Below are 20,885 nucleotides of genomic sequence, written 5' to 3'. Positions count from 1 at the left end.
GGAAAACTCTTGGAGCATCGTTCCCGTCATGTCTGACAGCCTGTCCCACCCCGTCGCCTGGACGCCGCATCTGCCGGCGGACCGCGTGCTCATGACCTTGAAGACGCGCGGCCCGCAATCCATCGCGGTCATCGCCCGGGCCATGGACGTGACGGCCGAGGCGGTGCGCCAGCAGATGACGCGGCTGCACGCCGACGGGCTGGTCGACTCCGAAAGCCACAGCGCCGGCCGCGGACGGCCCACCCAGATCTGGTTCCTGACCGAGGCCGGCCACGGCCGCTTCCCGGATACCCATGCCGAGATGACGGTGCAGATGATCGGCGCCGTGCGCCAGGTGTTCGGCGACGAAGGCATCGAAAAGCTGATCCAGGTGCGCGAGAACGCCATGCTCAACAGCTACCACCAGGCCATGCTGGGCGCCAAGAGCCTGAAAGGGCGGCTGGAGCGCCTGGTGGACGTGCGCTGCGCGGAAGGCTACATGGCCGAATTGCGCCAGGACGGCGCCGGCTTCGTCTTCATTGAAAACCATTGCCCCATCTGTTCGGCGGCAAAGGCCTGTATGGGCTTTTGCCGCAGCGAGCTGGAACTGTTCCGCGCCGTGCTGGGCGAGGGGGTGCAGGTGGACCGCGAAGAGCACATCCTGGCGGGCGCCCGCCGCTGCGCCTACCGGGTCAGCGCGCGCGCATGACGCTCAAGCAACTCGAAGCCTTCTACTGGGCGGCCACCTGCGCAAGTTTCGCCGTGGCCGCCGAGCGCCTGCATCTGTCGGTGTCGTCGCTGTCCAAGCGCATCACGGAACTCGAGGAAGTGCTGGGCCAGCCGCTGTTTGACCGCAGCGGCCACAAGGCCGCGCTGACAGGCGCCGGCCAGCGGCTGGTGCCGCAGGCGCGCGAACTGCTGGCCGCGGCCGACCAGATCCGGGCCTCCATGGCCGAAACCCCGGGGCTGCGGGGCCGCTGCCGCTTCGGCGTGGGCGAGCTGACCGCGCTGACCTGGCTGCCGCGCCTGATCGGCGTTGTGCGCGCGGCCTATCCCGACCTGGTGCTGGAACCGTATGTGGATATCGGCCAGGTGCTGGAGCAGCGCGTGGCCGACGGCGAGCTGGACTTCGCCGTGATCGCCGGGCGCTCGTCCCGAGCCGGCATCGCGTCCTCGCCGATCGGCCAGGCGCGCTTTTCCTGGGCCGCGGCCCCGTCCGTGCTGGACGGGGAAACCCGCATGACGACGGCGCTGCTGGCCCGCCTGCCGCTGGTGACCTTGCCCGCGGGCGCGGGCACCACGCGCATCATCGACGACTGGCTGGCCGGCCGCGACGCGGCCGGCGAACGCCTCTGCTGCAACAACTGGGGCGCCATCGCGGGCCTCTTGATCGAAGGCACCGGCGTGGGGCTGCTGCCCAGCCATTGGGCAGAGGCGCTGCAGGCCGAAGGCAGCCTGCGCGTCCTGCAAGGCGAGCCCGAGCTGGCGGCCTTGCCTTACGCCTTTCAATATCGGCGCGACGACACGCGCCCGCTGGTGGCCAGGCTGCGCGACGCCGTCGCCGCCGCCGTGGATTTCTCGGCGCCTTGCCGGCTGCCCTGAGCCGCGCGTCCGCAAGGCGGCCGTCCCAGGCGTATATTTAGCGGCGCGACAGCCGCCGGTCTATACAATCGCCGCGCGCCTGGCGCAGAATCCAACAAGAACGTGCGCAACGGGGGGATGGGCCCGGCGATGCAGCACGGCTCGGGGTCTGTTCCTCCTTGCCAGGCGGTGCGCCGCCGGCGCATGGGGAAGCAGGCCGACCTGAATCGACGGAGATCATTCATGCGTAAACTTTGCCTCGCCATGGCCATGGCGGGAATGCTGGTCAGCGGACTGGCGCAAGCCCAGTCCACCTTGCGTATCGGGCTGCAGGACGACCCGGACGTGCTGGACCCCGCGCGCGCGCGCACCTTTGTCGGTCGCATCGTGTTCGCCTCGCTGTGCGACAAGCTGGTCGAGATCACGCCCGACCTGAAGATCGTGCCCCAGCTCGCGCAGTCGTGGACGATCAGCCCGGACCACAAGTCGCTCACGTTCAAGCTTCGCACGGACGCCGTCTTCCATGACGGCACGCCGGTCAATGCCGCCGCCGTCAAGGCCAACCTGGACCGCGCCCGCACCTTGCCCGACAGCAACCGCAAGAGCGAACTGGCCACCGTCGCCAGCGTCGACGCGCCGGACGCCGGGACCGTCGTGCTGAACCTGTCCGAGCCGGACGCCTCGCTGCTGTCGCAGCTTTCCGACCGGGCCGGCATGATGATTTCGCCCGCCAGCTTCGACAAGGACCCCGGCGGCAAGCCGGTGTGCTCGGGTCCGTACCAGTTCAAGGAGCGCGTGCAGAACGATCGCATCGTGCTCGAGAAATTCCCCAAGCATTGGGACGCGGCCAACTACCACTTCGACCGCCTGGTCTTCACGCCGATCCCCGACAACACCGTGCGCCTGAACAATCTGCGCGCCGGCGACCTGGACATCATCGAGCGCGTGGCGCCCAGCGATGCCAAGGCCGTCAAGGACGACCCCAGCCTGCGCCTGGCGCCGGTGACCGGCCTGGGCTTCCAGTCCATCTCCGTGAACCTTGGCAACGGCGCGCGCGCCAACAATCCGCTGGCCAAGGACAAGCGCGTGCGCCAGGCGCTGGACCTGGCGATCGACCGCGACGTGCTGAACCAGGTGATCGGCGAAGGCATGTTTCAGCCCGCCTACCAGCCGTTCCCGCCGGCCAGCTTCGCCTTCAACAAGGACTTCGAGCGCAAGGGCCGGGACCCGAAGAAGGCGCAGGCCCTGCTGAAGGAAGCGGGCTTTGACCGCGTGAAGTTCGAGATCACCTTCGGCAACAACACGACCATGCAGCAGGTGTTCGAACTGGTGCAGGCCATGGGCGCCGAAGCCGGCTTTGACATCACCCTGCGTCCGGTCGAGTTCGCTTCCCTGCAATCGTCGCTTGCCCGCGGCGACTTCGAGGTAGGCCAGAGCGGCTGGTCCGGCCGTGTCGATCCCAGCGGCAACATCCACCAGTACGTCAGCTGCAAGGGCAACCTGAACGACGGTAAGTTCTGCGACGCCGGCGTCGACAAGCTGCTCAACGACGCCCGCGCCGAGGCCGACACCGCCAAGCGCCGCGCCATGTACGACCAGGTCCTGACGGCCATGCAGGACCAGCGCCCCATCGTGTACCTGTTCTACCTGCCGTGGACCTTTGGCGTGCAGAAGAAGCTGGAAGGCTTCGTGCCGTACCCCGACGGCCTGATCCGCCTCAAGGGCGTGAAGTAAGGCCGAGGCAAGCCCACCCCCTACCCGCTGGCGCGGGCCCCCTCAAGGGGGCGGCGCCCTGGAGGTGGGCAGGTGTCTGACACCCCCCAATTACCAGGATTCGCCATGTTTACGACTCGCCCGGAAATCCTCGGCACCTTTGGTGTCGTGACTTCCACCCATTGGCTGGCCAGCGCGGCCGGCATGTCGCTCCTGGAGCGCGGCGGCAACGCATTCGACGCCTGCGCCGCCTCGGCCTTCGTGCTGCAGGTGGTCGAGCCCCACCTGGTCGGCCCGGCCGGCGAAGTGCCCGCCGTGTTCTATTCCGCGCGCACCGGCCGCGTCGAGGTGCTGTGCGGCCAGGGCACCACGCCGGCCGCCGCCACGCTGGAGCGCTATCGCGCCGAAGGGCTCAAGCTCATCCCTGGCAACGGCCTCTTGGCCAGCGTCATCCCGGGGGCGTTCGACGCCTGGATGCTGCTGCTGCGCGACCACGGCACGATGCGCGTGCGCGACGTGCTGGAGCCCGCCATCTATTACGCCGAGCACGGCCATGCGCTGATGCCGCGCATCTCCAATACCATCGCCGGCCTGAAGGACTTCTTTGAAGCGCACTGGCCGACGACCGCCCAGGTCTATGTGCCGGGCGGCAAGGTGCCGGAGGCCCGCAAGCTGTTCCGCAATCCGGCGCTGGCCCGCACCTGGACCCGCGTGCTGAAAGAAGCCGAAAGCGCGGGCGCCGACCGCGAACGCCAGATCGAGGCGGCCCGCGACGCGTTCTACCGCGGTTTCATCGCCGAGGAGATCGACCGTTTTGCCCGCAACACCGACGTCATGGACGAAAGTGGCGCGACCCACCGCGGCGTCATCACGGCGGACGACCTGGCCGGCTGGTCCGCCAGCTACGACAAGCCGCTGACCTACGATTACCACGGCTATACCGTGGCCAAGGCCGGCGCCTGGAGCCAGGGGCCGGTGTTCCTGCAGACGCTCGCGATCCTGAAAGACATGGACCTGGCGGGCGTGGGCCCCACCAGCGCCGAGTTCGTCCATCGCGTCACCGAGGCCATGAAGCTGGCCTTCGCCGACCGCGAGGCCTATTACGGAGATCCGGCTTTCATCGACGTGCCGCTGGACCATCTGCTGTCGGACGGCTACAACGCCGAGCGCCGCAAGCTGATCGGCGAGACCGCGTCGCAAGACCTGCTGCCCGGCCAGGCGCCCGGCTTCGAGGCGCAGGTGGCGCGCGTCATGGACACGCTGGAACGCCTGTCCAAGGTGACCGCGCCCGGCAGCGCCACCAACGAGCCGACGCTTGCCGACATGCGCGCCTCCGCCAAGCGCGGGGACACTACCCACGTGGACGTCATCGACCGCTGGGGCAACATGATCTCGGCCACGCCCTCGGGCGGCTGGTTCCAGTCCTCGCCGGTCATTCCGGAGCTGGGCTTCGGCCTGAACACCCGCGCCCAGATGTTCTGGCTGGAAGAAGGCCTGCCTGGCACGCTCGCCCCGGGCAAGCGTCCGCGCACCACCTTGACGCCGTCCCTGGCGCTGCGCGACGGCAAGCCCTATCTGGCGTTCGGCACGCCGGGCGGAGACCAGCAGGAACAGTGGCAGCTGATGTTCTTCCTGCGCCATGTGCACCATGGGCTGAACCTGCAGGAGTCCATCGACCTGCCCATGTCCCACACCATGCACTTCCCCACGTCCTTCTACCCAAGGGACCGCAAGCCCGGGCACCTGGCGGTGGAGGCGAGCTTTGGCGCCGAGGTCATCGAGGCCCTGCGCCAGCGCGGGCACCAGATCGAGCAGGTGCCGGAATGGTCCGTGGGCCGCCTGACCGCGGCTTCGCGCGATCCGGACGGGCTGTTGCATGCGGCGGCCACGCCGCGCCTGATGCAGGCCTACGCCATCGGGCGCTGACCGCGCGGCGCCCGGCCCGCCATGCGCGGGCCGGGCCTTCGCCGGGCTTCTTGCGGCGCTTCGCCCGCATGGGGTATGTTTGTCCCATGACGCCATCCCAGCAGAGCCCGGCAACAGCGGCTCGACCCCTCACGGGACAAGAACCTCTCTTCATCGTCCTCAATACCGGATCGGGGCGCGGCGACGCGCAGGTCCTGCAGGAAACGATCGGACGCATTCTTGACGAAGCCGGCAGGCGCTACGAACTGATGCCGGTGGACGATCCGTCCCGCCTGGCCGAGGTGGCCAGGCGGGCGGTCAAGCGCGCGCAGGACGAGCAGGGCGCCGTCATCGCCGCGGGCGGAGACGGCACGCTGAGCGCCGTGGCGGGCATCGTGCTGGGCAAGGGCGTGCCCTTCGGCATCCTGCCGCAGGGCACGTTCAATTACTTCGGCCGCCGCTACGGCATCTCGCAGGAGACGGAGGTGGCGCTGCGGGGATTCCTGCAAGGAATCCTGCGGCCCGTGCAGGTCGGCATGCTCAACGGCAGGCTGTTCCTCGTGAACGCCAGCCTCGGCCTGTATCCGCAACTGCTCGAAGACCGGGAAGCCTACAAGCAGAAGTTCGGCCGCAAGCGCTGGGTGGCGCTGTGGTCTGGGCTGGTTACGCTGCTGCGGGCGCCGCGCCAGCTTGGCCTGCAGCTCGAATACGAAGGCCAGGCCCGCAACATGCGTTCGCCGACGCTGGTCGTGGGCAACAACAAGCTTCAGCTCGAGCACATCGGCATCGCCTCCGAAGAGCTGGACCGCAACCGGCTGGTCGCCATGGCGGCGCGGCCGGTCGGCACGCTGGCCCTGTACGGCCTGCTGCTGCGCGGCCTGTTCAGCCGGCTGGGCGATGCCGATCACGTCGTCAGCTTCGCCTTCGACCGGCTGACGGTGCGCATTCGCGGACGCAGCCGGGTCAAGGTGGCGACGGACGGCGAGATTTCCTGGATGAACACGCCGCTCGAATTCAAGGTGGCGGACGAACCGTTGCCGCTGGTGGTGCCGGCGGACTCGGAATACCTGGATCGCTCATGACGCGCATCCTGCATTTATCCGACACGCATTTCGGCACTGAACGCAAGCCGGTGGTCGAGGCCACGCTGGATCTCGCCCGTTCGCTGGCCCCGGACCTGGTGGTGCTCAGCGGCGACATCACGCAGCGGGCCCGGCGCGGCCAGTTCGCCGCCGCCCGCAAGTTCATCCAGCGCCTGTCGCTGCCCGTGCTGGCCGTTCCGGGCAACCACGACATTCCGCTCTTCAACGTGTTCGCGCGCGCGCTCAATCCCTACGGCAACTACAAGCGGGCCCTGGGCGCGATCCTGGAGCCGGTGTTCGAGAACGACGGCGTGCTGGCCATCGGCGTGAACACCACGCGCCCGCGCCGCCGCAAGGACGGCGAGATCTCCGACGCCCAGATCGCGCGCGTGGCCCAGCGCCTGCGCCAGGCGCGCCCGGGGCAATTGCGCATCGTGGTGGCGCACCATCCGGTGCGCGCCAAGGTGGAGTCGGACCTGTCCAACCTGCTGATCGGGCGCGAGCGCGCGCTGGCGGCCTGGGCGCAGGCGGGAATCGACCTGGTGCTGGGCGGTCACATACACTTGCCTTACGTGTTGCCGCTGACCGCGGCGGCGGCGCCGGCCGGCTGGATCGTCCAGGCCGGCACGGCCTGCTCTCACCGCGTGCGGGGCAGCGTGCCCAATTCGCTGAATGTGATCACCCGGCAGGAGCAGGACGGCGCGCCGGTTTGCCATGTCGAGCGCTGGGACTACGCCGCCGGAACGCATGCGTTTGCTCCGGTCGACAAGACCCTCGTCGCGCTGTAGCGTCTGCAAGAGCGAAGCGGGGCGCACTTACCTTACAGATGGAATTCATGACCGATGCCTACGCGGCGTGGGCCGCCGCCCATGCCCTGCACCTCTTTATCGCGCTGCCGCTCATGGCCGGCGCGGCAGCGCTGCTTTTCTTCCGCGCCTATATGGGGCTGTCCGCCAGCGGCCGCGCGGCGCTGTCCGTCGCGGCCACCTGCGCCGCCTTCACGCTCTTTCTGCTGCTGGCCACGGCTGTCGGGCAACGGGGCGCGGTGGTGGCGTTCGACAGCGCGCTGGCCAATGCGCTCAGCATGTCGATGGCGACCTCGCTGCTATGGCTGCTGTCCTGGTTCACTTATCTGGGCGACCGCAATTTCCTGACGGCGCTGAGCGTGCTGATGACGCTCTATCTGCTCTGGCGGGGCCTGTGGCCGCTGGCCCTGTTCTGCGCGGTCGCCACCGGCATGGGCGGCGCGCTCAACTGGATGCTCAAGCATACGTTCGAGCGCGTGCGTCCGGACCATGACCATGGCTACGCCAACGCGGTGGGGTGGAGCTTTCCCAGCGGACACTCCTCGGCCTCGATGGCCGTGTACGGCACTGCCTGCTACCTGATGTGGCGCATGGCGCCGCCGGCCTGGCGCATGCCTTGCGTGGCCATCATGGCCGCACTCATCATGGCCATCGGCCTGAGCCGCATCCTGCTGCAGGTGCATTTCGCGAGCGACGTGGTGGCGGGGCTGGCGGTCAGCCTGGGATGGCTGGCCCTTTGCGTCGCCGTCTCCGAGCGCCTGAGCCTGTCACGCGGAGCGGGTCAACGCGCGCAATAGGCGGGCTTCGGCGCTGATGGCGCCGGCCGCCAGCAAGGGCGCGCAGGTGTAGCGCCCGCCCGCGCTGGCGATCGCCTGGTCCAGCCGGCGCGCGCGCTCGGCGGGCGGCGGATCCAGGTCGACGATCAGCTTGCCGGCGATGGGGGCGCTCACTTCGCCGTCGCTGAACCGTTCCAGGGTGCGGTCGATCTCGCGTTCGCGGGGCAGGGCCAGCACGATGGTGTCCGACTCCGCCAAGGCCTCGCGCGCCGAGGTGGCCAGCGTGGCGCTGCCGCGGAAGTCCTCGCAGCGCTCCGGCTCGATGTCATAGAGGGTCAGCGCGATGTCCGGCTCGGCGGCCAACAGGCGCCGCGCAGCCTGCGTGCCGATGCGGCCCATGCCGACGATGCTGATGCGCAGGCTCATGGCTTGGGCACGGACCACGTGCTCACGATGTGGGCCAGCGGCTCATCCGAGCCTTGCGCGGTCAGGATGACCTCGCCGGCGGACAGCCTGCCCACTTTCAGCAGGCGGGCATTGGCATGGATGGCGCTCGCCGGGCTCTTGCGCAGGAAGTTGATGGTCAGGCTGGCGGTGACGGCGTGGGCCTGCCCGGTGGCGCCCACCACCGCCGCGTACATCGCCAGGTCGGCCAGCCCCATCAGCATGGGACCCGCGACGATGCCGCCCAGGCGCTGGTGCGCATCCCGCGCGGGCAGCACGGCGTGCGCCGTGCCGCGGCCGATATGCAGCACGTCGATCCCAAGCAGCAGCGAGAACGGGTGCTGGTCGGCCAGCAGGATGTGAAAGTCGGCCAGGCTGATCAGGGGCGCGCCGGGCTCGACGGCGGTGGCGGTGGCGTTCATCGTTGTTCCAGAACGTGGCAGTAGTTGTCCAGCAGCGCGTCGGCGTGCTGGCCCAGGGACTTCAGGCGATGGGTGTGCAGCAGCAGCAACAGCCCCATCAAGTAGGTGAATACATTCATCTGCTCGACCTGGACGACCGCGGCCTCCCAGGATTTGGTTCGCGCCAGGGCCGCGCCGATCAGATCGATGCATTGGCGCAGGCGGGCGTTGAGCTTCTCGTCCATTTCGCGGCCCAGGCCGCGTGGTCCCAGACCCTGGAACAGGTACATGCCCAGGGAGAAGTCTGTCCGCCGTTCGGCGTAGTAGCCGAAGAAGGCGCGGATGGCGTTTCGGGCCGCCGCCACGCGCGGGGCCGCGGCTGCGGCGTTCGCCAGGTGCGCATGCAGCCGCTGCAGCGATTCGTCCAGCAGCGCTCCATAGATGGTTTCCTTCCCCGCGAACCACGGATAGATGGCGCCCGTGGTGCAGCCGGCTTCCTTGGCGATCCCCCGGATCGTGGTCTTTTCCAGGCCGTCGCGTTCGAACACGCGCTGGGCGGCGTCGAGAACGATCTGCCGGCGCAGCGCGCTCAGGCGTTCAATGCGCTCGGCGCGCGGGGAGGGGGAGGGCATGGCGCGAAAAAAGGGGTTTCGATGCCGAGAATCATATCGACGATTTTTATTGATAACAATGTTATTGGCTGCATGGGGTGCCTACACTGCGGGTAGGGGGCCGGATTGCTCCGACTACGCTTGGTTGTGGCCGAACGGGGACCGAGTCCTGGGTGCCGACGCCGCGAAGGAATGGCCGGCGAAGGGTCCAAATAATTGGGGCCAGGGCTGTGAGTCGCATGAATAGGTGCTCGACCCGCTAACTAGGGGAAAGCCCTAGGGGGTCCCGTGAAAGCATCATCGCGATGTTGCAATATCCCAACAGGGCTGTCGCAAACCTGCACTTTTCTGACGCCGACCATAGCCAGCCCCCCTGATTTTTGATGCAATAGCGTCAACTTCCCTTCGCGGAGTTAGGGGGGCGGCAGGCTGGTTTGCTGGATTGCTGCTCTTGTCACTCAAATCAACGGAGATTTCTTAAATGAAAAAGACTCTGCTCGCTGCCGCCCTGCTCGCCGGTTTTGCCGGTGTCGCCCAGGCAGAAACGTCTGTCACCCTGTACGGCATCATCGACACGGGCCTCGGCTACAACAAGATCAGCGGTGGTACCGACGCTCAGAACGGTAGCCGTTTTGGCATGATCAACGGCGTCCAGAACGGTTCGCGCTGGGGTCTGCGTGGTTCGGAAGATCTGGGTGACGGCCTGCGCGCTGTTTTCCAACTGGAATCGGGCTTTGACTCGGGTAACGGCAAGTCGGCCCAAGGCGGCCGTCTGTTCGGTCGTCAAGCCACCGTCGGTCTGGCTAGCGACAGCTGGGGCCAACTGGACTTCGGTCGTCAAACCAACATCGCGTCGAAGTACTTCGGCTCGATCGATCCGTTCGGCGCCGGCTTCGGCCAAGCCAACATCGGCGTTGGCCTGAGCTCGACCAACACCGTCCGCTACGACAACATGGTCATGTACCAAACCCCGTCGTTCAGCGGCTTCCAGTTTGGCGTCGGCTACTCGTTCAGCGCTGATGAAGCCAACGTTCCCGCCACTGGCGCGACGAACCCGGATCGCGTTGGCTTCCGTACCGCCGACAACGTCCGTGCCATCACGACCGGTCTGCGCTACGTGAACGGCCCGTTGAACGTGGCTCTGTCGTACGACCAACTGAACGCTTCCAACCGTCAATCGCAAGCTGAAATCGACGCTACCCCGCGTTCGTATGTCATCGGCGGTTCGTACGACTTCGAAGTGGTCAAGCTGGCTCTGGCCTACGGTCGCACGACCGACGGCTGGTTCGGCGGCCAATCGATCGCCACCGGCGGCGCCTCCGGCTCGTCGAGCCTGGGCTTCGGCGGCAACATCTTCCGCGACGGCTTCCGTTCGAACTCCTACCTGCTCGGTCTGTCGGCTCCGATCGGCGGTGCTTCGAGCCTGTTCGGTTCGTGGCAGCGTGTTGACCCCTCGAACGACAGGCTGACTGGCGACGACGCCACGATGAACGTCTACTCGCTGGGCTACACCTACGACCTGTCCAAGCGCACCAACCTGTACGCCTACGGTTCGTACGCCAAGAACTTCGCCTTCCTGGACGACATCAAGTCGACCGCCGTCGGCGTCGGTATCCGCCACCGCTTCTAATCCAACGCAGGGCGCAAGCCCTGTCTGGATTCAAAGCGAAAGCGAGCGAGCGGGCTTCGGTCCGTTCGCATAAAGCCACCCCTCCGGGGTGGCTTTTTTTCGTCTTCTGGGCTGTTTTTTTGCTTCCGGCAGGTGCTTGTCAGCAGGGTCCTGTAGACTGCGGCATCCGTGCAGAAAACTGCGATTGTTCCATTTGAGGAATGCAGTCTTTCACCCGCTATTCAAGCTACAGAGTTCAGCCGGAAGTAACCGCGCGAATGCTACAATCCTAAGGTTTGCGCATTTGACGGACGCCTGAATGAACCTGCAACAGTATTTTCCCGTCCTGCTGTTTATCGTAGTGGCCACCCTTATCGGGTTCGCGCTTCTAACGGCCGGCTCCCTCCTTGGCCCGCGGCGTCCTTACGCTGAGAAGCTGTCGCCCTATGAGTGCGGCTTCGAAGCTTTTGAAGACGCTCGCATGAAGTTTGACGTGCGCTACTACCTGGTGGCGATTCTGTTCATTCTTTTCGACCTGGAAATCGCGTTCCTGTTCCCGTGGGCCATCGCCCAGGGTACGGTCGGGCTCGTCGGTTTCTGGACGGTCATGGTTTTCCTAGCCGTGTTGACCGTCGGCTTCATCTACGAATGGAAAAAGGGCGCGCTGGACTGGGAATAACCCGCCGGGTTTTTTCACAGCACGCTATCAGAGACGAATATGGCTATAGACGGCATTCTCAAGCAAGGGTTCATCACAACCAGCGCCGACAAGTTCCTTAATTGGGCGAAGACCGGCTCCATGTGGCCCATGACCTTCGGTCTGGCCTGTTGCGCGGTTGAGATGATGCACGCGGGCGCGGCCCGCTACGACCTGGACCAGTTCGGCATCATCTTCCGGCCGAGTCCGCGCCAGTCCGATCTGATGATCGTCGCTGGCACGCTGTGCAACAAGATGGCGCCTGCGCTGCGCAAGGTCTACGACCAGATGCCCGAGCCGCGCTGGGTGGTCTCCATGGGCTCCTGTGCCAATGGCGGCGGCTACTACCACTACTCGTATTCGGTGGTCCGCGGCTGCGATCGCATCGTACCGGTAGACGTCTACGTGCCGGGCTGCCCGCCCACGGCCGAGGCGCTGGTCTACGGCTTGCTGCAAATGCAGAACAAGATCCGTCTGACCAACACGATTGCGCGCTGATCCTTCGTCCGTTCCGGCGGCCGGCTCAGCCGCCCCGGAACTTGCGAAACCAGCGTATCGGTTCACCTAAGCGTACAAGATGATGACCAGGCTCGAATCCCTGAAAAACAATTTGCAGACCACCCTCGGCGCGGATATTGCGTTGACCGAGGCGCTGGGCGAGCTGACGCTCGAAGTGCCCGCGGAACAGTGGTTCTCCGTCTGCAACAAGCTGCGCACCGAAGCCGGCCTGCGCTTTGAAACCTGTATCGACCTCTGCGGCGTTGACTACCTGACCTGGGGCAACGGCACGCGCCAGCTGCCCGAGGAAGCCAACGTCCGGATCCACCGTTCGCGCTATGCCGTGGTGGCGCATGTGCTCTCCATCGAGAACAACTGGCGCCTGCGCGTGCGCACCTGGGCCGCCGACGACGAATTCCCGATCGTGGCCTCCCTGATGGAATGCTGGCCGACCGTGGGCTGGTTCGAGCGCGAAGCCTTCGACCTGTACGGCATCGTCTTCGAAGGCCACCCGGACCTGCGCCGCATCCTGACCGACTACGGCTTTATCGGCCATCCGTTCCGCAAGGATTTCCCGCTGTCGGGCACCGTCGAAATGCGCTACGACCCCGAACAACGGCGCGTCATTTACCAGCCGGTCACGATCGATCCGCGCGAGATCACCCCGCGCGTGGTGCGCGAAGACACCTACGGCATGGGGCGTTAAATCATGGCAGATATCAAGAACTACACCCTGAACTTCGGTCCTCAACACCCGGCCGCGCACGGTGTGCTGCGCCTGGTGCTGGAGCTCGACGGCGAGGTGATCCAACGCGCCGATCCGCACATCGGGCTCCTGCACCGCGCCACCGAAAAACTGGCCGAGCACAAGACCTACATCCAGGCGCTGCCCTACATGGACCGCCTGGACTACGTGTCCATGATGTGCAACGAGCACGCCTATGTCATGGCCATCGAAAAGCTGCTGGGCGTAGAAGCCCCGCTGCGCGCGCAGTACATCCGCGTGATGTTCGATGAGATCACCCGTCTCCTGAACCACCTGATGTCGCTGGGCTCGCACGCGCTGGACGTGGGCGCCATGGCGGTGTTCCTGTACGCCTTCCGCGAGCGCGAAGACCTGATGGACTGCTACGAAGCGGTCTCGGGCGCGCGCATGCATGCGGCCTATTACCGTCCGGGCGGCGTCTACCGCGACCTGCCGGACACGATGCCCCAGTACGGCGACTCCAGCAAGTATCGCGGCGACAAGGAAATGCGCATCATGAATGACGCGCGTTCGGGCTCGCTGCTGGACTTCATCGAAGACTTCACCAATCGCTTCCCCGGTTGCGTCGACGAGTACGAAACACTGCTCACCGACAACCGCATCTGGAAGCAGCGCCTGGTGGGCATCGGCGTGGTCGATCCCGACCGCGCCAAGGCGCTGGGCTTCACCGGCCCGATGCTGCGCGGCTCGGGCGTGGCCTGGGACTTGCGCAAGACGCAGCCCTACGAAGTCTACGACCTGCTCGATTTCGACATCCCCGTGGGTGTCAACGGCGACTGCTACGACCGCTACCTGGTCCGCATCGCCGAGATGCGCGAAAGCAACCGCATCATCCGCCAGTGCGTGGAATGGCTGCGCAACAACCCGGGCCCGGTCATGATCGAGAATCACAAGATCGCCCCGCCGTCGCGCACCGCCATGAAGACCAACATGGAAGAGCTGATCCATCACTTCAAGCTCTTCACCGAAGGCTTCCACGTGCCCCCGGGCGAGGCATATGCCTCGGTGGAACACCCGAAGGGCGAATTCGGCATCTACCTGGTGTCCGATGGCGCCAACAAGCCTTACCGCCTGAAGATTCGGGCCCCCGGCTTTGTCCACCTGCAAGCGCTGGATGAAATGTCGCGCGGTCACATGATCGCCGACGCCGTCACCATCATTGGTACGCAGGACATCGTTTTCGGCGAAATCGATCGCTGATCCGCCCAGACAGTCACGAGCACGCCCGCATAACCCGGATTCAAACTATGCTGCTTTCCGAACAGGCCTACCAGAAAATCGACCGTGAACTCGCGAAGTTCCCGGCCGACCAGCGGCAGTCCGCCATCATGGCCTCGCTTGCCATCGCGCAAGAAGAGAAGGGCTGGTTGGCTACCGAAGTCATTGAAGATGTGGCCAACTACATTGGCGTTCCGCCCATCGCGGTCCAGGAAGTCGCCACCTTCTACAACATGTTCGACGTCAAGCCCGTCGGCAAGAACAAGATCGCCGTCTGCACGAACCTGCCCTGTGCCTTGCGCGATGGCGACCGTGCCGGCGAATACCTCAAGCGCAAGCTGGGCGTCGACTATCGCCAGACGACCGCCGACGGCCAGTTCACCCTGGTCGAAGGCGAGTGCATGGGCGCCTGCGGCGATTCCCCCGTGCTGATCGTGAACAACAAGCATATGTGCGTGCGCATGACCGACGAGAAGCTGGACGCGCTGGTCGCGGCCCTCAAGGTGCAAGGAGAGTCGGCATGAACGCGCCCGACCTTTACAAGCAGTTCGCGCAGGGGCTGGACCCCAACCCGCTGAACGACCTGTCCAACTCGATGTGCCTGCACGGCCGGCACATCCAGCCGCAGATCATGGCCGACGTCGACGGCGCCAACTGGCGCCTGGCCGACTACGTCAAGCGCGGCGGCTACGAAGCCCTGAAGAAGATCCTGACCACCGGCATGAAGCCGGAGGACGTGATCGCCGAAGTCAAGGCGTCGGGCCTGCGCGGCCGCGGCGGCGCGGGCTTCCCGACCGGCCTGAAGTGGAGCTTCATGCCGCGCGCCTTCCCGGGCCAGAAATACCTCGTCTGCAACTCCGACGAAGGCGAGCCCGGCACGTTCAAGGACCGCGACATCCTGCGCTTCAATCCGCACATCGTGATTGAAGGCATGGCGATCGCGGCCTACGCCATGGGCATCAGCGTCGGCTACAACTACATCCACGGCGAGATCTTCGAAGTCTACGAGCGCTTCGAAGAAGCGCTGGAAGAGGCGCGCGCCGCCGGCTTCCTGGGCGACAGGATCCTGGGTTCGGACTACAGCTTCCAGCTGCACGCGTTCCACGGCTACGGCGCCTACATCTGCGGCGAAGAAACCGCGCTGCTGGAATCGCTGGAAGGCAAGAAGGGCCAACCGCGCTTCAAGCCGCCGTTCCCGGCCAGCTTCGGCCTGTACGGCAAGCCCACCACGATCAACAACACGGAAACGTTCGCGGCCGTGCCGTGGATCATCCGCAACAGCGGCCAGGCCTACCTCGAAGTCGGCAAGCCGAACAACGGCGGCACCAAGCTGTTCTCGATCACCGGCGACGTCGAGCGTCCCGGCAACTACGAGATCCCGATGGGCACGCCGTTCTCGACCCTGCTGGAATTGGCGGGCGGCATGCGCGGCGGCAAGAAGCTGAAGGCCGTGATCCCTGGCGGATCGAGCGCCCCGGTGCTGCCGGCCGACGTCATCATGGAATGCACGATGGACTATGACTCCATCGCCAAGGCCGGCTCGATGCTGGGCTCGGGCGCCGTGATCGTCATGGACGAAACGCGCTGCATGGTGAAGTCGCTGCTCCGCCTGTCGTACTTCTATTTCGAGGAAAGCTGCGGCCAGTGCACGCCGTGCCGCGAAGGCACCGGCTGGCTCTACCGCATGGTCCACCGCATCGAAAACGGTCACGGCCGTCCGGAAGATCTGGACTTGCTGGACAACGTGGCGGGCAACATCATGGGCCGCACCATCTGCGCCCTCGGTGACGCCGCCGCCATGCCCGTCCGTGGCTTCCTCAAGCATTTTCGCGACGAATTCGCGCACCACATCGAGCATAAGTCTTGTGTGGTCCCGCAATATCTGTAGGTCTCAGGAACAGCAATGGTTGAACTAACCGTCGACGGCAACAAGGTCGAAGTGCCCGAAGGCAGCATGGTCATGCATGCCGCCCAGAAAGTCGGGCTTTACGTGCCGCATTTCTGCTACCACAAGAAACTGTCCATCGCGGCCAACTGCCGGATGTGCCTGGTTGAAGTGGAAAAAGCGCCCAAGGCGCTGCCCGCCTGCGCCACGCCCGTGACCAACGGCATGGTCGTCCACACCTGCTCGGAGAAGGCTCGCGCCGCTCAGAAGTCGGTGATGGAATTCTTGCTCATCAATCACCCGCTCGACTGCCCGATCTGCGATCAGGGCGGCGAATGCCAGCTCCAGGATCTGGCGGTGGGCTACGGCGGCTCCTCCTCGCGTTACCAGGAGGAAAAGCGCGTCGTTTTCCACAAGGACCTCGGTCCGCTGGTTTCCGCCGAGGAAATGAGCCGCTGCATCCACTGCACCCGCTGCGTGCGCTTCGGCCAGGAAATCGCCGGCGTCATGGAACTGGGCATGCTGGGCCGTGGCGAGCACTCCGAGATCACGACCTTCGTGGGCCGCTCGATCGAGTCCGAACTGTCGGGCAACATGATCGACATCTGTCCGGTGGGCGCGCTGACCTCCAAGCCCTTCCGCTACAGCGCGCGCACCTGGGAACTGGCTCGCCGCCGTTCGGTCAGCCCGCACGACAGCCTGGGCGCCAACCTGGTGGTCCAGGTCAAGGGCGACCGCGTGATGCGCGTGGTTCCGTTCGAAGACGAAGCCGTCAACGAATGCTGGATCAGCGACCGCGACCGCTTTTCGTACGAAGGCCTGAACAGCGAAGACCGCCTGTCCGCCCCGATGATCAAGGGCACCGACGGCAAGTGGCAGGAAGCCTCCTGGGCCGACGCGCTGCAAGCCGTGGCCCAAGGCCTGTCGCGCGTTCGCGACAGCTTTGGCGCCGGCCAGATCGGTGCGCTGGCGTCCGAGTACGCCACCACCGAGGAATACGCGCTGCTGGGCCGCCTGGTCCGCGCGCTGGGCTCCGAGAACATCGACTTCCGCCTGCGCCAGACCGACCCGGCGTTCGACGCCGCGCTGACCGGCGCGCCGTGGCTGGGCATGCCCATCGCCGAACTCGACAACCTGGACCGCGTCCTGGTCGTCGGCTCGTTCCTGCGCAAGGATCACCCGCTGATGGCTCAGCGCCTGCGCCAGGCCGCCAAGCGCGGCACGCAGATCCTGATGGTCGACAGCGCCGCCGACGATCCCCTGCTGCCCGTTACCGCCCGCATCACCGTGGCGCCCTCCGAGCTTGCGCGCGCGCTGGCCGAAGTGGCTGTCGCCCTGGCGCAGGCCAAGGAACAGGCCGTGCCGGCCGAGTTCGCCTCGGTCGCTCCGGGCGAAAACGCCAAGCTCATCGCCGCCAGCCTGGCTTCCGGCGGCAACACCGCCGTGCTGATGGGCAACCTGGCCGTCGCCAGCGCCCAGGCTTCGACGCTGGCCGCCAACGGCCGCGCCGTGGCTGAGCTTGCCGGCGGCCGTTTCGGCTTCCTGACCTCCGGCGGCAACACCGTCGGCGGCTACCTCGCTGGCGCCGTTCCGGGCAAGGGCGGCAAGACCGCCGCCGCCATGCTGGCCGAGCCGCTGAAGGCCTACGTGGTCCTGCACGCCGAGCCGCTGCTGGACGCCGACAATGGCCAGCAGGCCATTGCCGCGCTGCGCGGCGCGCAGTTTGCCGTGGCGCTGACGCCTTACCGTTCGGCCGCGGCCGAATGGGCCGACGTCATGCTGCCGGTGTCGCCGTTCACCGAAACCTCGGGCACTTTCGTCAACGCGCAAGGCCTGGCCCAGAGCTTCAAGGGCACGGTCACGCCGTTCGGCCAGACCCGCCCGGGCTGGAAGGTCCTGCGCGTGCTGGGCAACGTCCTGCACCTGGCCGGCTTTGACGACGAGACCTCCGAGTCCGTGCGCGACGCCGCGCTGGCTGGCGGCATCGAAGGCCGCCTGTCCAACGACATCAAGGCCCCGCTGGGCCTGGGCCAGGCCGCCACCGGCCTGGAGCGCGTTGCCGACGTGCCGATCTACCGCACCGACGCCATGGTTCGCCGTTCGGAGCCGCTGCAAGCGGCCCCGGCCTCGAAGAAGCCCGCTGCCGCCATGAACGGCCGCACGCTCACCAGCCTCGGCCTGACGGCCGGCGTCAAGGTCCGCGTGTCGGGCGGGCAGGGCGCCGTCGAACTCGAAACCGTGCAGGATGATGCCGTGGCCGATCGCGCCGTGCGCATTTCCGCAGCCTTTGAAAACACCGCAGCCCTGGGTGGCGCATTCGGTCAAATCAGCGTGGAGCGTGCCTGATGGAATGGCTCAATGTTCTTGAAAGCCACGGTCAGGCATTGCTGGGCCCGACGGTCTGGTTGGTCCTCTGGACCCTCATCAAGATCGTGGTCATCGCCGTGCCTATCATTCTGTGCGTCGCCTACCTGACGTACTGGGAGCGCAAGATGATCGGCGCCATGCATGTGCGCATGGGTCCGAACCGCGTCGGTTTCAAGGGGCTGCTGCAGCCGTTTGCCGACGTGTTCAAGCTGCTGACCAAGGAAGTCATCGTTCCGAGCCAGGCCAACAAGGTGCTGTTCGTCGTGGCTCCCGTGGTCACGCTGATGCCCGCGCTGGCCGCCTGGGCCGTGGTGCCCTTCGGTCCGGACGTCGTGCTGGCCAACGTCAACGCCGGCCTGCTGTACATCATGGCCATCACGTCCATCGGCGTGTACGGCGTGATCGTCGCCGGCTGGGCGTCGAACTCCAAGTACGCATTCCTGGGCGCGCTGCGCGCCTCGGCGCAGATGCTGTCCTATGAACTGGCCATCGGCTTCGTGCTGGTGACGGTGCTGCTGGTGTCGGGCAGCCTGAACATGTCCGAGATCGTGCACGTGCAGAACCGCGGCTGGTTTGCCGAGAAGGGCCTGACGTTCATGTCGTGGAACTGGCTGCCGCTGTTGCCGCTGTTCGTGATCTACGTGATCTCGGCCGTTGCCGAAACCAACCGCCACCCGTTCGACGTGGTGGAAGGCGAATCGGAAATCGTGGCCGGCCACATGGTCGAATACTCGGGCATGGCGTTCGCGCTGTTCTTCCTGGGCGAGTACGCCAACATGATCCTGCTGTCCTGCATGGCGTCGATCATGTTCCTGGGCGGCTGGGCTTCCCCGATCGATATCGCGCCGCTGACCTGGATTCCGGGTTGGATCTGGCTGGGTCTCAAGACGTTCTTCGTGGTCTCGTTGTTTGTGTGGTTCCGCGCATCGTTCCCGCGCTACCGCTATGACCAGATCATGCGCTTGGGTTGGAAAATCTTCATCCCGCTGACCGGCGTTTGGCTGGTCGTGGTGGCGATCTGGATGCAGACGCCCTGGAACATTTGGCGCTAAGCCGCCAGGCAGAGGCAGGATATGGAAGCGATCAAGGATTTTTTCGGCAGTCTGATGCTGACCGAATTGCTCAAGGGCATGCGCCTGACGGGCAAGTATTTTTTCAAGCGCAAGGTCACCTTGCGCTATCCGCAGGAAAAGACGCCGACGTCGCCGCGTTTTCGTGGCCTGCATGCGTTGCGCCGCTATCCCAACGGGGAAGAGCGCTGCATCGCGTGCAAGCTTTGCGAAGCCGTGTGCCCGGCGCTGGCGATCACGATCGAGTCGGACCAGCGCGAGGACGGCACCCGCCGCACCACGCGCTACGACATCGACCTGACCAAGTGCATTTTCTGCGGCTTCTGTGAGGAAAGCTGCCCCGTGGACTCCATCGTGGAAACGCATATCCACGAATACCACGGCGAAAAGCGCGGCGACCTGTATTTCACCAAAGACATGCTGCTCGCCGTGGGCGACCGCTACGAAGCCGACATCGCCCGCCGCCGGGCCGAAGACGCTCCTTACCGTTGAAGCCCAGGGTCTGATCCATGACTTTTACCACTGTCCTTTTTTACATACTGGCCGCCGTGCTGGTGATCGCGGCGTTCCGCGTGATCACCGCCCGCAGCGCGGTCACCGCAGTCCTGCACCTGATCCTTGCCTTCGCCAACGCGGCCATGCTGTGGATGCTGCTTGGCGCCGAGTTCCTCGCGCTCCTGCTGGTGCTGGTGTACGTGGGCGCCGTGATGGTGCTCTTCCTCTTCGTCGTGATGATGCTGGACATCCGCATGGACGCCCTGCGGCTGGGCATGAAGACCTACCTGCCCCTGGGCCTGGTGATCGGTCTGGTGCTGGTGCTGGAAGTGTCCTTCGTGCTGGGCTCCATCTGGTACGGCGCCGGTCCGCCCGCGCCGGTCCCCAGCGACTACAACAACGCCCGCGCCTTGGGCGAGGCGATGTACACGCAGTACATCTACGCGGTTGAAGTCGGCGCCGCGCTGCTGCTGGTGGGCATGGTCGCCGCGATCGCGCTGACCCTGCGCCGCCGCCGCGACGTGAAGTACAACGACCCGGTCGCCGCCGTGCGCGTGCGCTCGAAGGACCGCTTCCGCATGGTGAGCATGCCCGCCCAGAGCGAGCGCGCCCAGGCCAAGCGCGACGCTTCGAACGGCGTTGCCGCGCCCCAAGGAGAAAAAGAATGACGCTGACGCTGGCCCACTACCTGATCCTCGGGGCGATCCTGTTCGCCATCGGGATCTTCGGCATCTTCCTGAACCGCCGCAACCTGATCATTCTCCTGATGTCCATCGAGCTCGTGCTCCTGGCCGTCAACATGAATTTCGTGGCGTTCTCCAGCTGGTTCGGCGACACCTCCGGCCAGGTGTTCGTGTTCTTCATCCTGACCGTGGCCGCCGCTGAAGCGGCGATCGGCCTGGCCATCCTGGTGCTGCTGTTCCGCAACCTGAACACGATCAACGTTGACGAACTCGATCGCCTGAAGGGCTGACGGGGTATT

Annotated in this window: 22 protein-coding genes; 19 read left to right on the top strand and 3 right to left on the bottom strand. The window is 65.8% G+C overall.

Going from position 1 to position 20,885, the window contains the following annotated elements; all coding sequences use genetic code 11:
• Positions 1-28: 28 nt before the first annotated feature.
• The 7 genes from ACFWP0_RS18505 to ACFWP0_RS18475 all read left to right on the top strand — a co-directional run bounded on the left by ACFWP0_RS18505 (position 29) and on the right by ACFWP0_RS18475 (position 7,863).
• On the top strand, positions 29-688 hold the full coding sequence (locus ACFWP0_RS18505; RefSeq protein ID WP_377844414.1) for a helix-turn-helix transcriptional regulator: 660 nt from the start codon (positions 29-31) through the stop codon (positions 686-688).
• A complete protein-coding gene (locus ACFWP0_RS18500; protein ID WP_377844412.1) occupies positions 685-1,581 on the top strand; it encodes a LysR family transcriptional regulator in 897 nt (298 codons plus the stop codon). Before ACFWP0_RS18505 ends, ACFWP0_RS18500 begins: the two co-directional genes overlap by 4 nt.
• Before the next feature lie 222 nt (positions 1,582-1,803).
• Positions 1,804-3,294 (top strand): ABC transporter substrate-binding protein, encoded by a 1,491-nt coding sequence (locus ACFWP0_RS18495; protein ID WP_377844410.1) that lies wholly within the window; start codon positions 1,804-1,806, stop codon positions 3,292-3,294.
• A gap of 105 nt (positions 3,295-3,399) precedes the next feature.
• The gene (locus ACFWP0_RS18490) at positions 3,400-5,199 is read left to right on the top strand and encodes a gamma-glutamyltransferase family protein (protein ID WP_377844409.1); all 1,800 of its coding nucleotides are present in this window, start codon (positions 3,400-3,402) and stop codon (positions 5,197-5,199) included.
• Between the two features lie 86 nt (positions 5,200-5,285).
• Positions 5,286-6,260 (top strand): diacylglycerol/lipid kinase family protein, encoded by a 975-nt coding sequence (locus tag ACFWP0_RS18485; protein ID WP_377844407.1) that lies wholly within the window; start codon positions 5,286-5,288, stop codon positions 6,258-6,260.
• Positions 6,257-7,048, top strand: coding sequence for a metallophosphoesterase family protein (locus tag ACFWP0_RS18480; RefSeq protein ID WP_377844405.1), 792 nt, complete (start codon positions 6,257-6,259; stop codon positions 7,046-7,048). The genes ACFWP0_RS18485 and ACFWP0_RS18480 overlap by 4 nt, the downstream gene beginning before the upstream one ends.
• 47 nt (positions 7,049-7,095) lie before the next feature.
• The gene (locus ACFWP0_RS18475) at positions 7,096-7,863 is read left to right on the top strand and encodes a phosphatase PAP2 family protein (RefSeq protein ID WP_377844403.1); all 768 of its coding nucleotides are present in this window, start codon (positions 7,096-7,098) and stop codon (positions 7,861-7,863) included.
• On the opposite strand, the gene ACFWP0_RS18470 is transcribed toward ACFWP0_RS18475, so the two are convergent.
• From ACFWP0_RS18470 to ACFWP0_RS18460, 3 genes are read right to left on the bottom strand one after another with little or no spacing between them, the layout of a single operon-like run.
• Positions 7,834-8,268, bottom strand: coding sequence for an NAD(P)-binding domain-containing protein (locus ACFWP0_RS18470; RefSeq protein ID WP_377844401.1), 435 nt, complete (start codon positions 8,266-8,268; stop codon positions 7,834-7,836). The genes ACFWP0_RS18475 and ACFWP0_RS18470 overlap by 30 nt on opposite strands.
• Positions 8,265-8,708 (bottom strand): PaaI family thioesterase, encoded by a 444-nt coding sequence (locus ACFWP0_RS18465; RefSeq protein WP_377844400.1) that lies wholly within the window; start codon positions 8,706-8,708, stop codon positions 8,265-8,267. Before ACFWP0_RS18465 ends, ACFWP0_RS18470 begins: the two co-directional genes overlap by 4 nt.
• On the bottom strand, positions 8,705-9,319 hold the full coding sequence (locus ACFWP0_RS18460) for a TetR/AcrR family transcriptional regulator (protein ID WP_377844398.1): 615 nt from the start codon (positions 9,317-9,319) through the stop codon (positions 8,705-8,707). Before ACFWP0_RS18460 ends, ACFWP0_RS18465 begins: the two co-directional genes overlap by 4 nt.
• A gap of 460 nt (positions 9,320-9,779) precedes the next feature.
• On the opposite strand from ACFWP0_RS18460, the gene ACFWP0_RS18455 reads away from it, so the two are divergent.
• The 12 genes from ACFWP0_RS18455 to nuoK all read left to right on the top strand — a co-directional run bounded on the left by ACFWP0_RS18455 (position 9,780) and on the right by nuoK (position 20,876).
• Positions 9,780-10,928, top strand: coding sequence for a porin (locus tag ACFWP0_RS18455; protein ID WP_377844395.1), 1,149 nt, complete (start codon positions 9,780-9,782; stop codon positions 10,926-10,928).
• Between the two features lie 298 nt (positions 10,929-11,226).
• Positions 11,227-11,586 (top strand): NADH-quinone oxidoreductase subunit A, encoded by a 360-nt coding sequence (locus tag ACFWP0_RS18450; protein ID WP_006217959.1) that lies wholly within the window; start codon positions 11,227-11,229, stop codon positions 11,584-11,586.
• A 39-nt stretch (positions 11,587-11,625) separates the two neighbouring features.
• Complete coding sequence (locus ACFWP0_RS18445; RefSeq protein ID WP_006217960.1) at positions 11,626-12,102, top strand: NADH-quinone oxidoreductase subunit B family protein; 477 nt, start codon at positions 11,626-11,628, stop codon at positions 12,100-12,102.
• 79 nt (positions 12,103-12,181) lie between these two features.
• Complete coding sequence (locus tag ACFWP0_RS18440; RefSeq protein ID WP_377844394.1) at positions 12,182-12,808, top strand: NADH-quinone oxidoreductase subunit C; 627 nt, start codon at positions 12,182-12,184, stop codon at positions 12,806-12,808.
• A 3-nt stretch (positions 12,809-12,811) separates the two neighbouring features.
• Positions 12,812-14,068 (top strand): NADH-quinone oxidoreductase subunit D, encoded by a 1,257-nt coding sequence (locus ACFWP0_RS18435; protein WP_377844392.1) that lies wholly within the window; start codon positions 12,812-12,814, stop codon positions 14,066-14,068.
• A gap of 47 nt (positions 14,069-14,115) precedes the next feature.
• On the top strand, positions 14,116-14,610 hold the full coding sequence (gene nuoE, locus ACFWP0_RS18430; protein WP_171664325.1) for an NADH-quinone oxidoreductase subunit NuoE: 495 nt from the start codon (positions 14,116-14,118) through the stop codon (positions 14,608-14,610).
• Positions 14,607-15,974: an NADH-quinone oxidoreductase subunit NuoF gene (gene nuoF / locus ACFWP0_RS18425; protein ID WP_377844391.1), complete on the top strand. Its 1,368-nt coding sequence runs from the start codon at positions 14,607-14,609 to the stop codon at positions 15,972-15,974. The genes nuoE and nuoF overlap by 4 nt, the downstream gene beginning before the upstream one ends.
• Positions 15,975-15,989: 15 nt before the next feature.
• Positions 15,990-18,317, top strand: a complete 2,328-nt coding sequence (gene nuoG / locus ACFWP0_RS18420; protein ID WP_377844389.1) for an NADH-quinone oxidoreductase subunit NuoG — start codon at positions 15,990-15,992, stop codon at positions 18,315-18,317.
• The gene (gene nuoH, locus ACFWP0_RS18415) at positions 18,317-19,390 is read left to right on the top strand and encodes an NADH-quinone oxidoreductase subunit NuoH (protein ID WP_377844388.1); all 1,074 of its coding nucleotides are present in this window, start codon (positions 18,317-18,319) and stop codon (positions 19,388-19,390) included. Before nuoG ends, nuoH begins: the two co-directional genes overlap by 1 nt.
• Before the next feature lie 21 nt (positions 19,391-19,411).
• Positions 19,412-19,900 carry an NADH-quinone oxidoreductase subunit NuoI gene (nuoI, locus tag ACFWP0_RS18410; protein WP_377844386.1) on the top strand — a complete coding sequence of 163 codons (489 nt, stop codon included), beginning with the start codon at positions 19,412-19,414 and terminating at the stop codon, positions 19,898-19,900.
• Between the two features lie 17 nt (positions 19,901-19,917).
• Entirely contained in the window at positions 19,918-20,571 is a 654-nt protein-coding gene (locus ACFWP0_RS18405) for an NADH-quinone oxidoreductase subunit J (protein ID WP_377844385.1), read from the top strand.
• A complete protein-coding gene (gene nuoK, locus ACFWP0_RS18400) occupies positions 20,568-20,876 on the top strand; it encodes an NADH-quinone oxidoreductase subunit NuoK (protein ID WP_377844383.1) in 309 nt (102 codons plus the stop codon). The genes ACFWP0_RS18405 and nuoK overlap by 4 nt, the downstream gene beginning before the upstream one ends.
• Positions 20,877-20,885 lie beyond the last annotated feature (9 nt).

The sequence above is a fragment of the Achromobacter sp. NPDC058515 genome (assembly GCF_042721735.1).
In the GTDB taxonomy this organism is placed as follows: Bacteria; Pseudomonadota; Gammaproteobacteria; order Burkholderiales; family Burkholderiaceae_B; genus Achromobacter.
The sequence above is the reverse complement of the archived record's forward strand: the minus strand, read 5'-3'. Positions and strand labels throughout refer to the sequence as shown.

What these genes read in the sequence shown, in the direction of transcription:
- ACFWP0_RS18485 (WP_377844407.1), top strand. Translation starts at nt 5,286, where the DNA reads ATGACGCCATCCCAGCAGAGCCCGGCAACAGCGGCTCGACCCCTCACG.
- nuoI (WP_377844386.1), top strand. Translation starts at nt 19,412, where the DNA reads ATGGAAGCGATCAAGGATTTTTTCGGCAGTCTGATGCTGACCGAATTG.
- nuoH (WP_377844388.1), top strand. Translation starts at nt 18,317, where the DNA reads ATGGAATGGCTCAATGTTCTTGAAAGCCACGGTCAGGCATTGCTGGGC.
- ACFWP0_RS18460 (WP_377844398.1), bottom strand. Translation starts at nt 9,319, where the DNA reads ATGCCCTCCCCCTCCCCGCGCGCCGAGCGCATTGAACGCCTGAGCGCG.
- ACFWP0_RS18490 (WP_377844409.1), top strand. Translation starts at nt 3,400, where the DNA reads ATGTTTACGACTCGCCCGGAAATCCTCGGCACCTTTGGTGTCGTGACT.
- nuoF (WP_377844391.1), top strand. Translation starts at nt 14,607, where the DNA reads ATGAACGCGCCCGACCTTTACAAGCAGTTCGCGCAGGGGCTGGACCCC.
- ACFWP0_RS18450 (WP_006217959.1), top strand. Translation starts at nt 11,227, where the DNA reads ATGAACCTGCAACAGTATTTTCCCGTCCTGCTGTTTATCGTAGTGGCC.
- ACFWP0_RS18505 (WP_377844414.1), top strand. Translation starts at nt 29, where the DNA reads ATGTCTGACAGCCTGTCCCACCCCGTCGCCTGGACGCCGCATCTGCCG.
- ACFWP0_RS18405 (WP_377844385.1), top strand. Translation starts at nt 19,918, where the DNA reads ATGACTTTTACCACTGTCCTTTTTTACATACTGGCCGCCGTGCTGGTG.
- ACFWP0_RS18480 (WP_377844405.1), top strand. Translation starts at nt 6,257, where the DNA reads ATGACGCGCATCCTGCATTTATCCGACACGCATTTCGGCACTGAACGC.
- ACFWP0_RS18470 (WP_377844401.1), bottom strand. Translation starts at nt 8,268, where the DNA reads ATGAGCCTGCGCATCAGCATCGTCGGCATGGGCCGCATCGGCACGCAG.
- nuoK (WP_377844383.1), top strand. Translation starts at nt 20,568, where the DNA reads ATGACGCTGACGCTGGCCCACTACCTGATCCTCGGGGCGATCCTGTTC.
- nuoG (WP_377844389.1), top strand. Translation starts at nt 15,990, where the DNA reads ATGGTTGAACTAACCGTCGACGGCAACAAGGTCGAAGTGCCCGAAGGC.
- nuoE (WP_171664325.1), top strand. Translation starts at nt 14,116, where the DNA reads ATGCTGCTTTCCGAACAGGCCTACCAGAAAATCGACCGTGAACTCGCG.
- ACFWP0_RS18465 (WP_377844400.1), bottom strand. Translation starts at nt 8,708, where the DNA reads ATGAACGCCACCGCCACCGCCGTCGAGCCCGGCGCGCCCCTGATCAGC.
- ACFWP0_RS18440 (WP_377844394.1), top strand. Translation starts at nt 12,182, where the DNA reads ATGATGACCAGGCTCGAATCCCTGAAAAACAATTTGCAGACCACCCTC.
- ACFWP0_RS18445 (WP_006217960.1), top strand. Translation starts at nt 11,626, where the DNA reads ATGGCTATAGACGGCATTCTCAAGCAAGGGTTCATCACAACCAGCGCC.
- ACFWP0_RS18455 (WP_377844395.1), top strand. Translation starts at nt 9,780, where the DNA reads ATGAAAAAGACTCTGCTCGCTGCCGCCCTGCTCGCCGGTTTTGCCGGT.
- ACFWP0_RS18475 (WP_377844403.1), top strand. Translation starts at nt 7,096, where the DNA reads ATGACCGATGCCTACGCGGCGTGGGCCGCCGCCCATGCCCTGCACCTC.
- ACFWP0_RS18435 (WP_377844392.1), top strand. Translation starts at nt 12,812, where the DNA reads ATGGCAGATATCAAGAACTACACCCTGAACTTCGGTCCTCAACACCCG.
- ACFWP0_RS18495 (WP_377844410.1), top strand. Translation starts at nt 1,804, where the DNA reads ATGCGTAAACTTTGCCTCGCCATGGCCATGGCGGGAATGCTGGTCAGC.
- ACFWP0_RS18500 (WP_377844412.1), top strand. Translation starts at nt 685, where the DNA reads ATGACGCTCAAGCAACTCGAAGCCTTCTACTGGGCGGCCACCTGCGCA.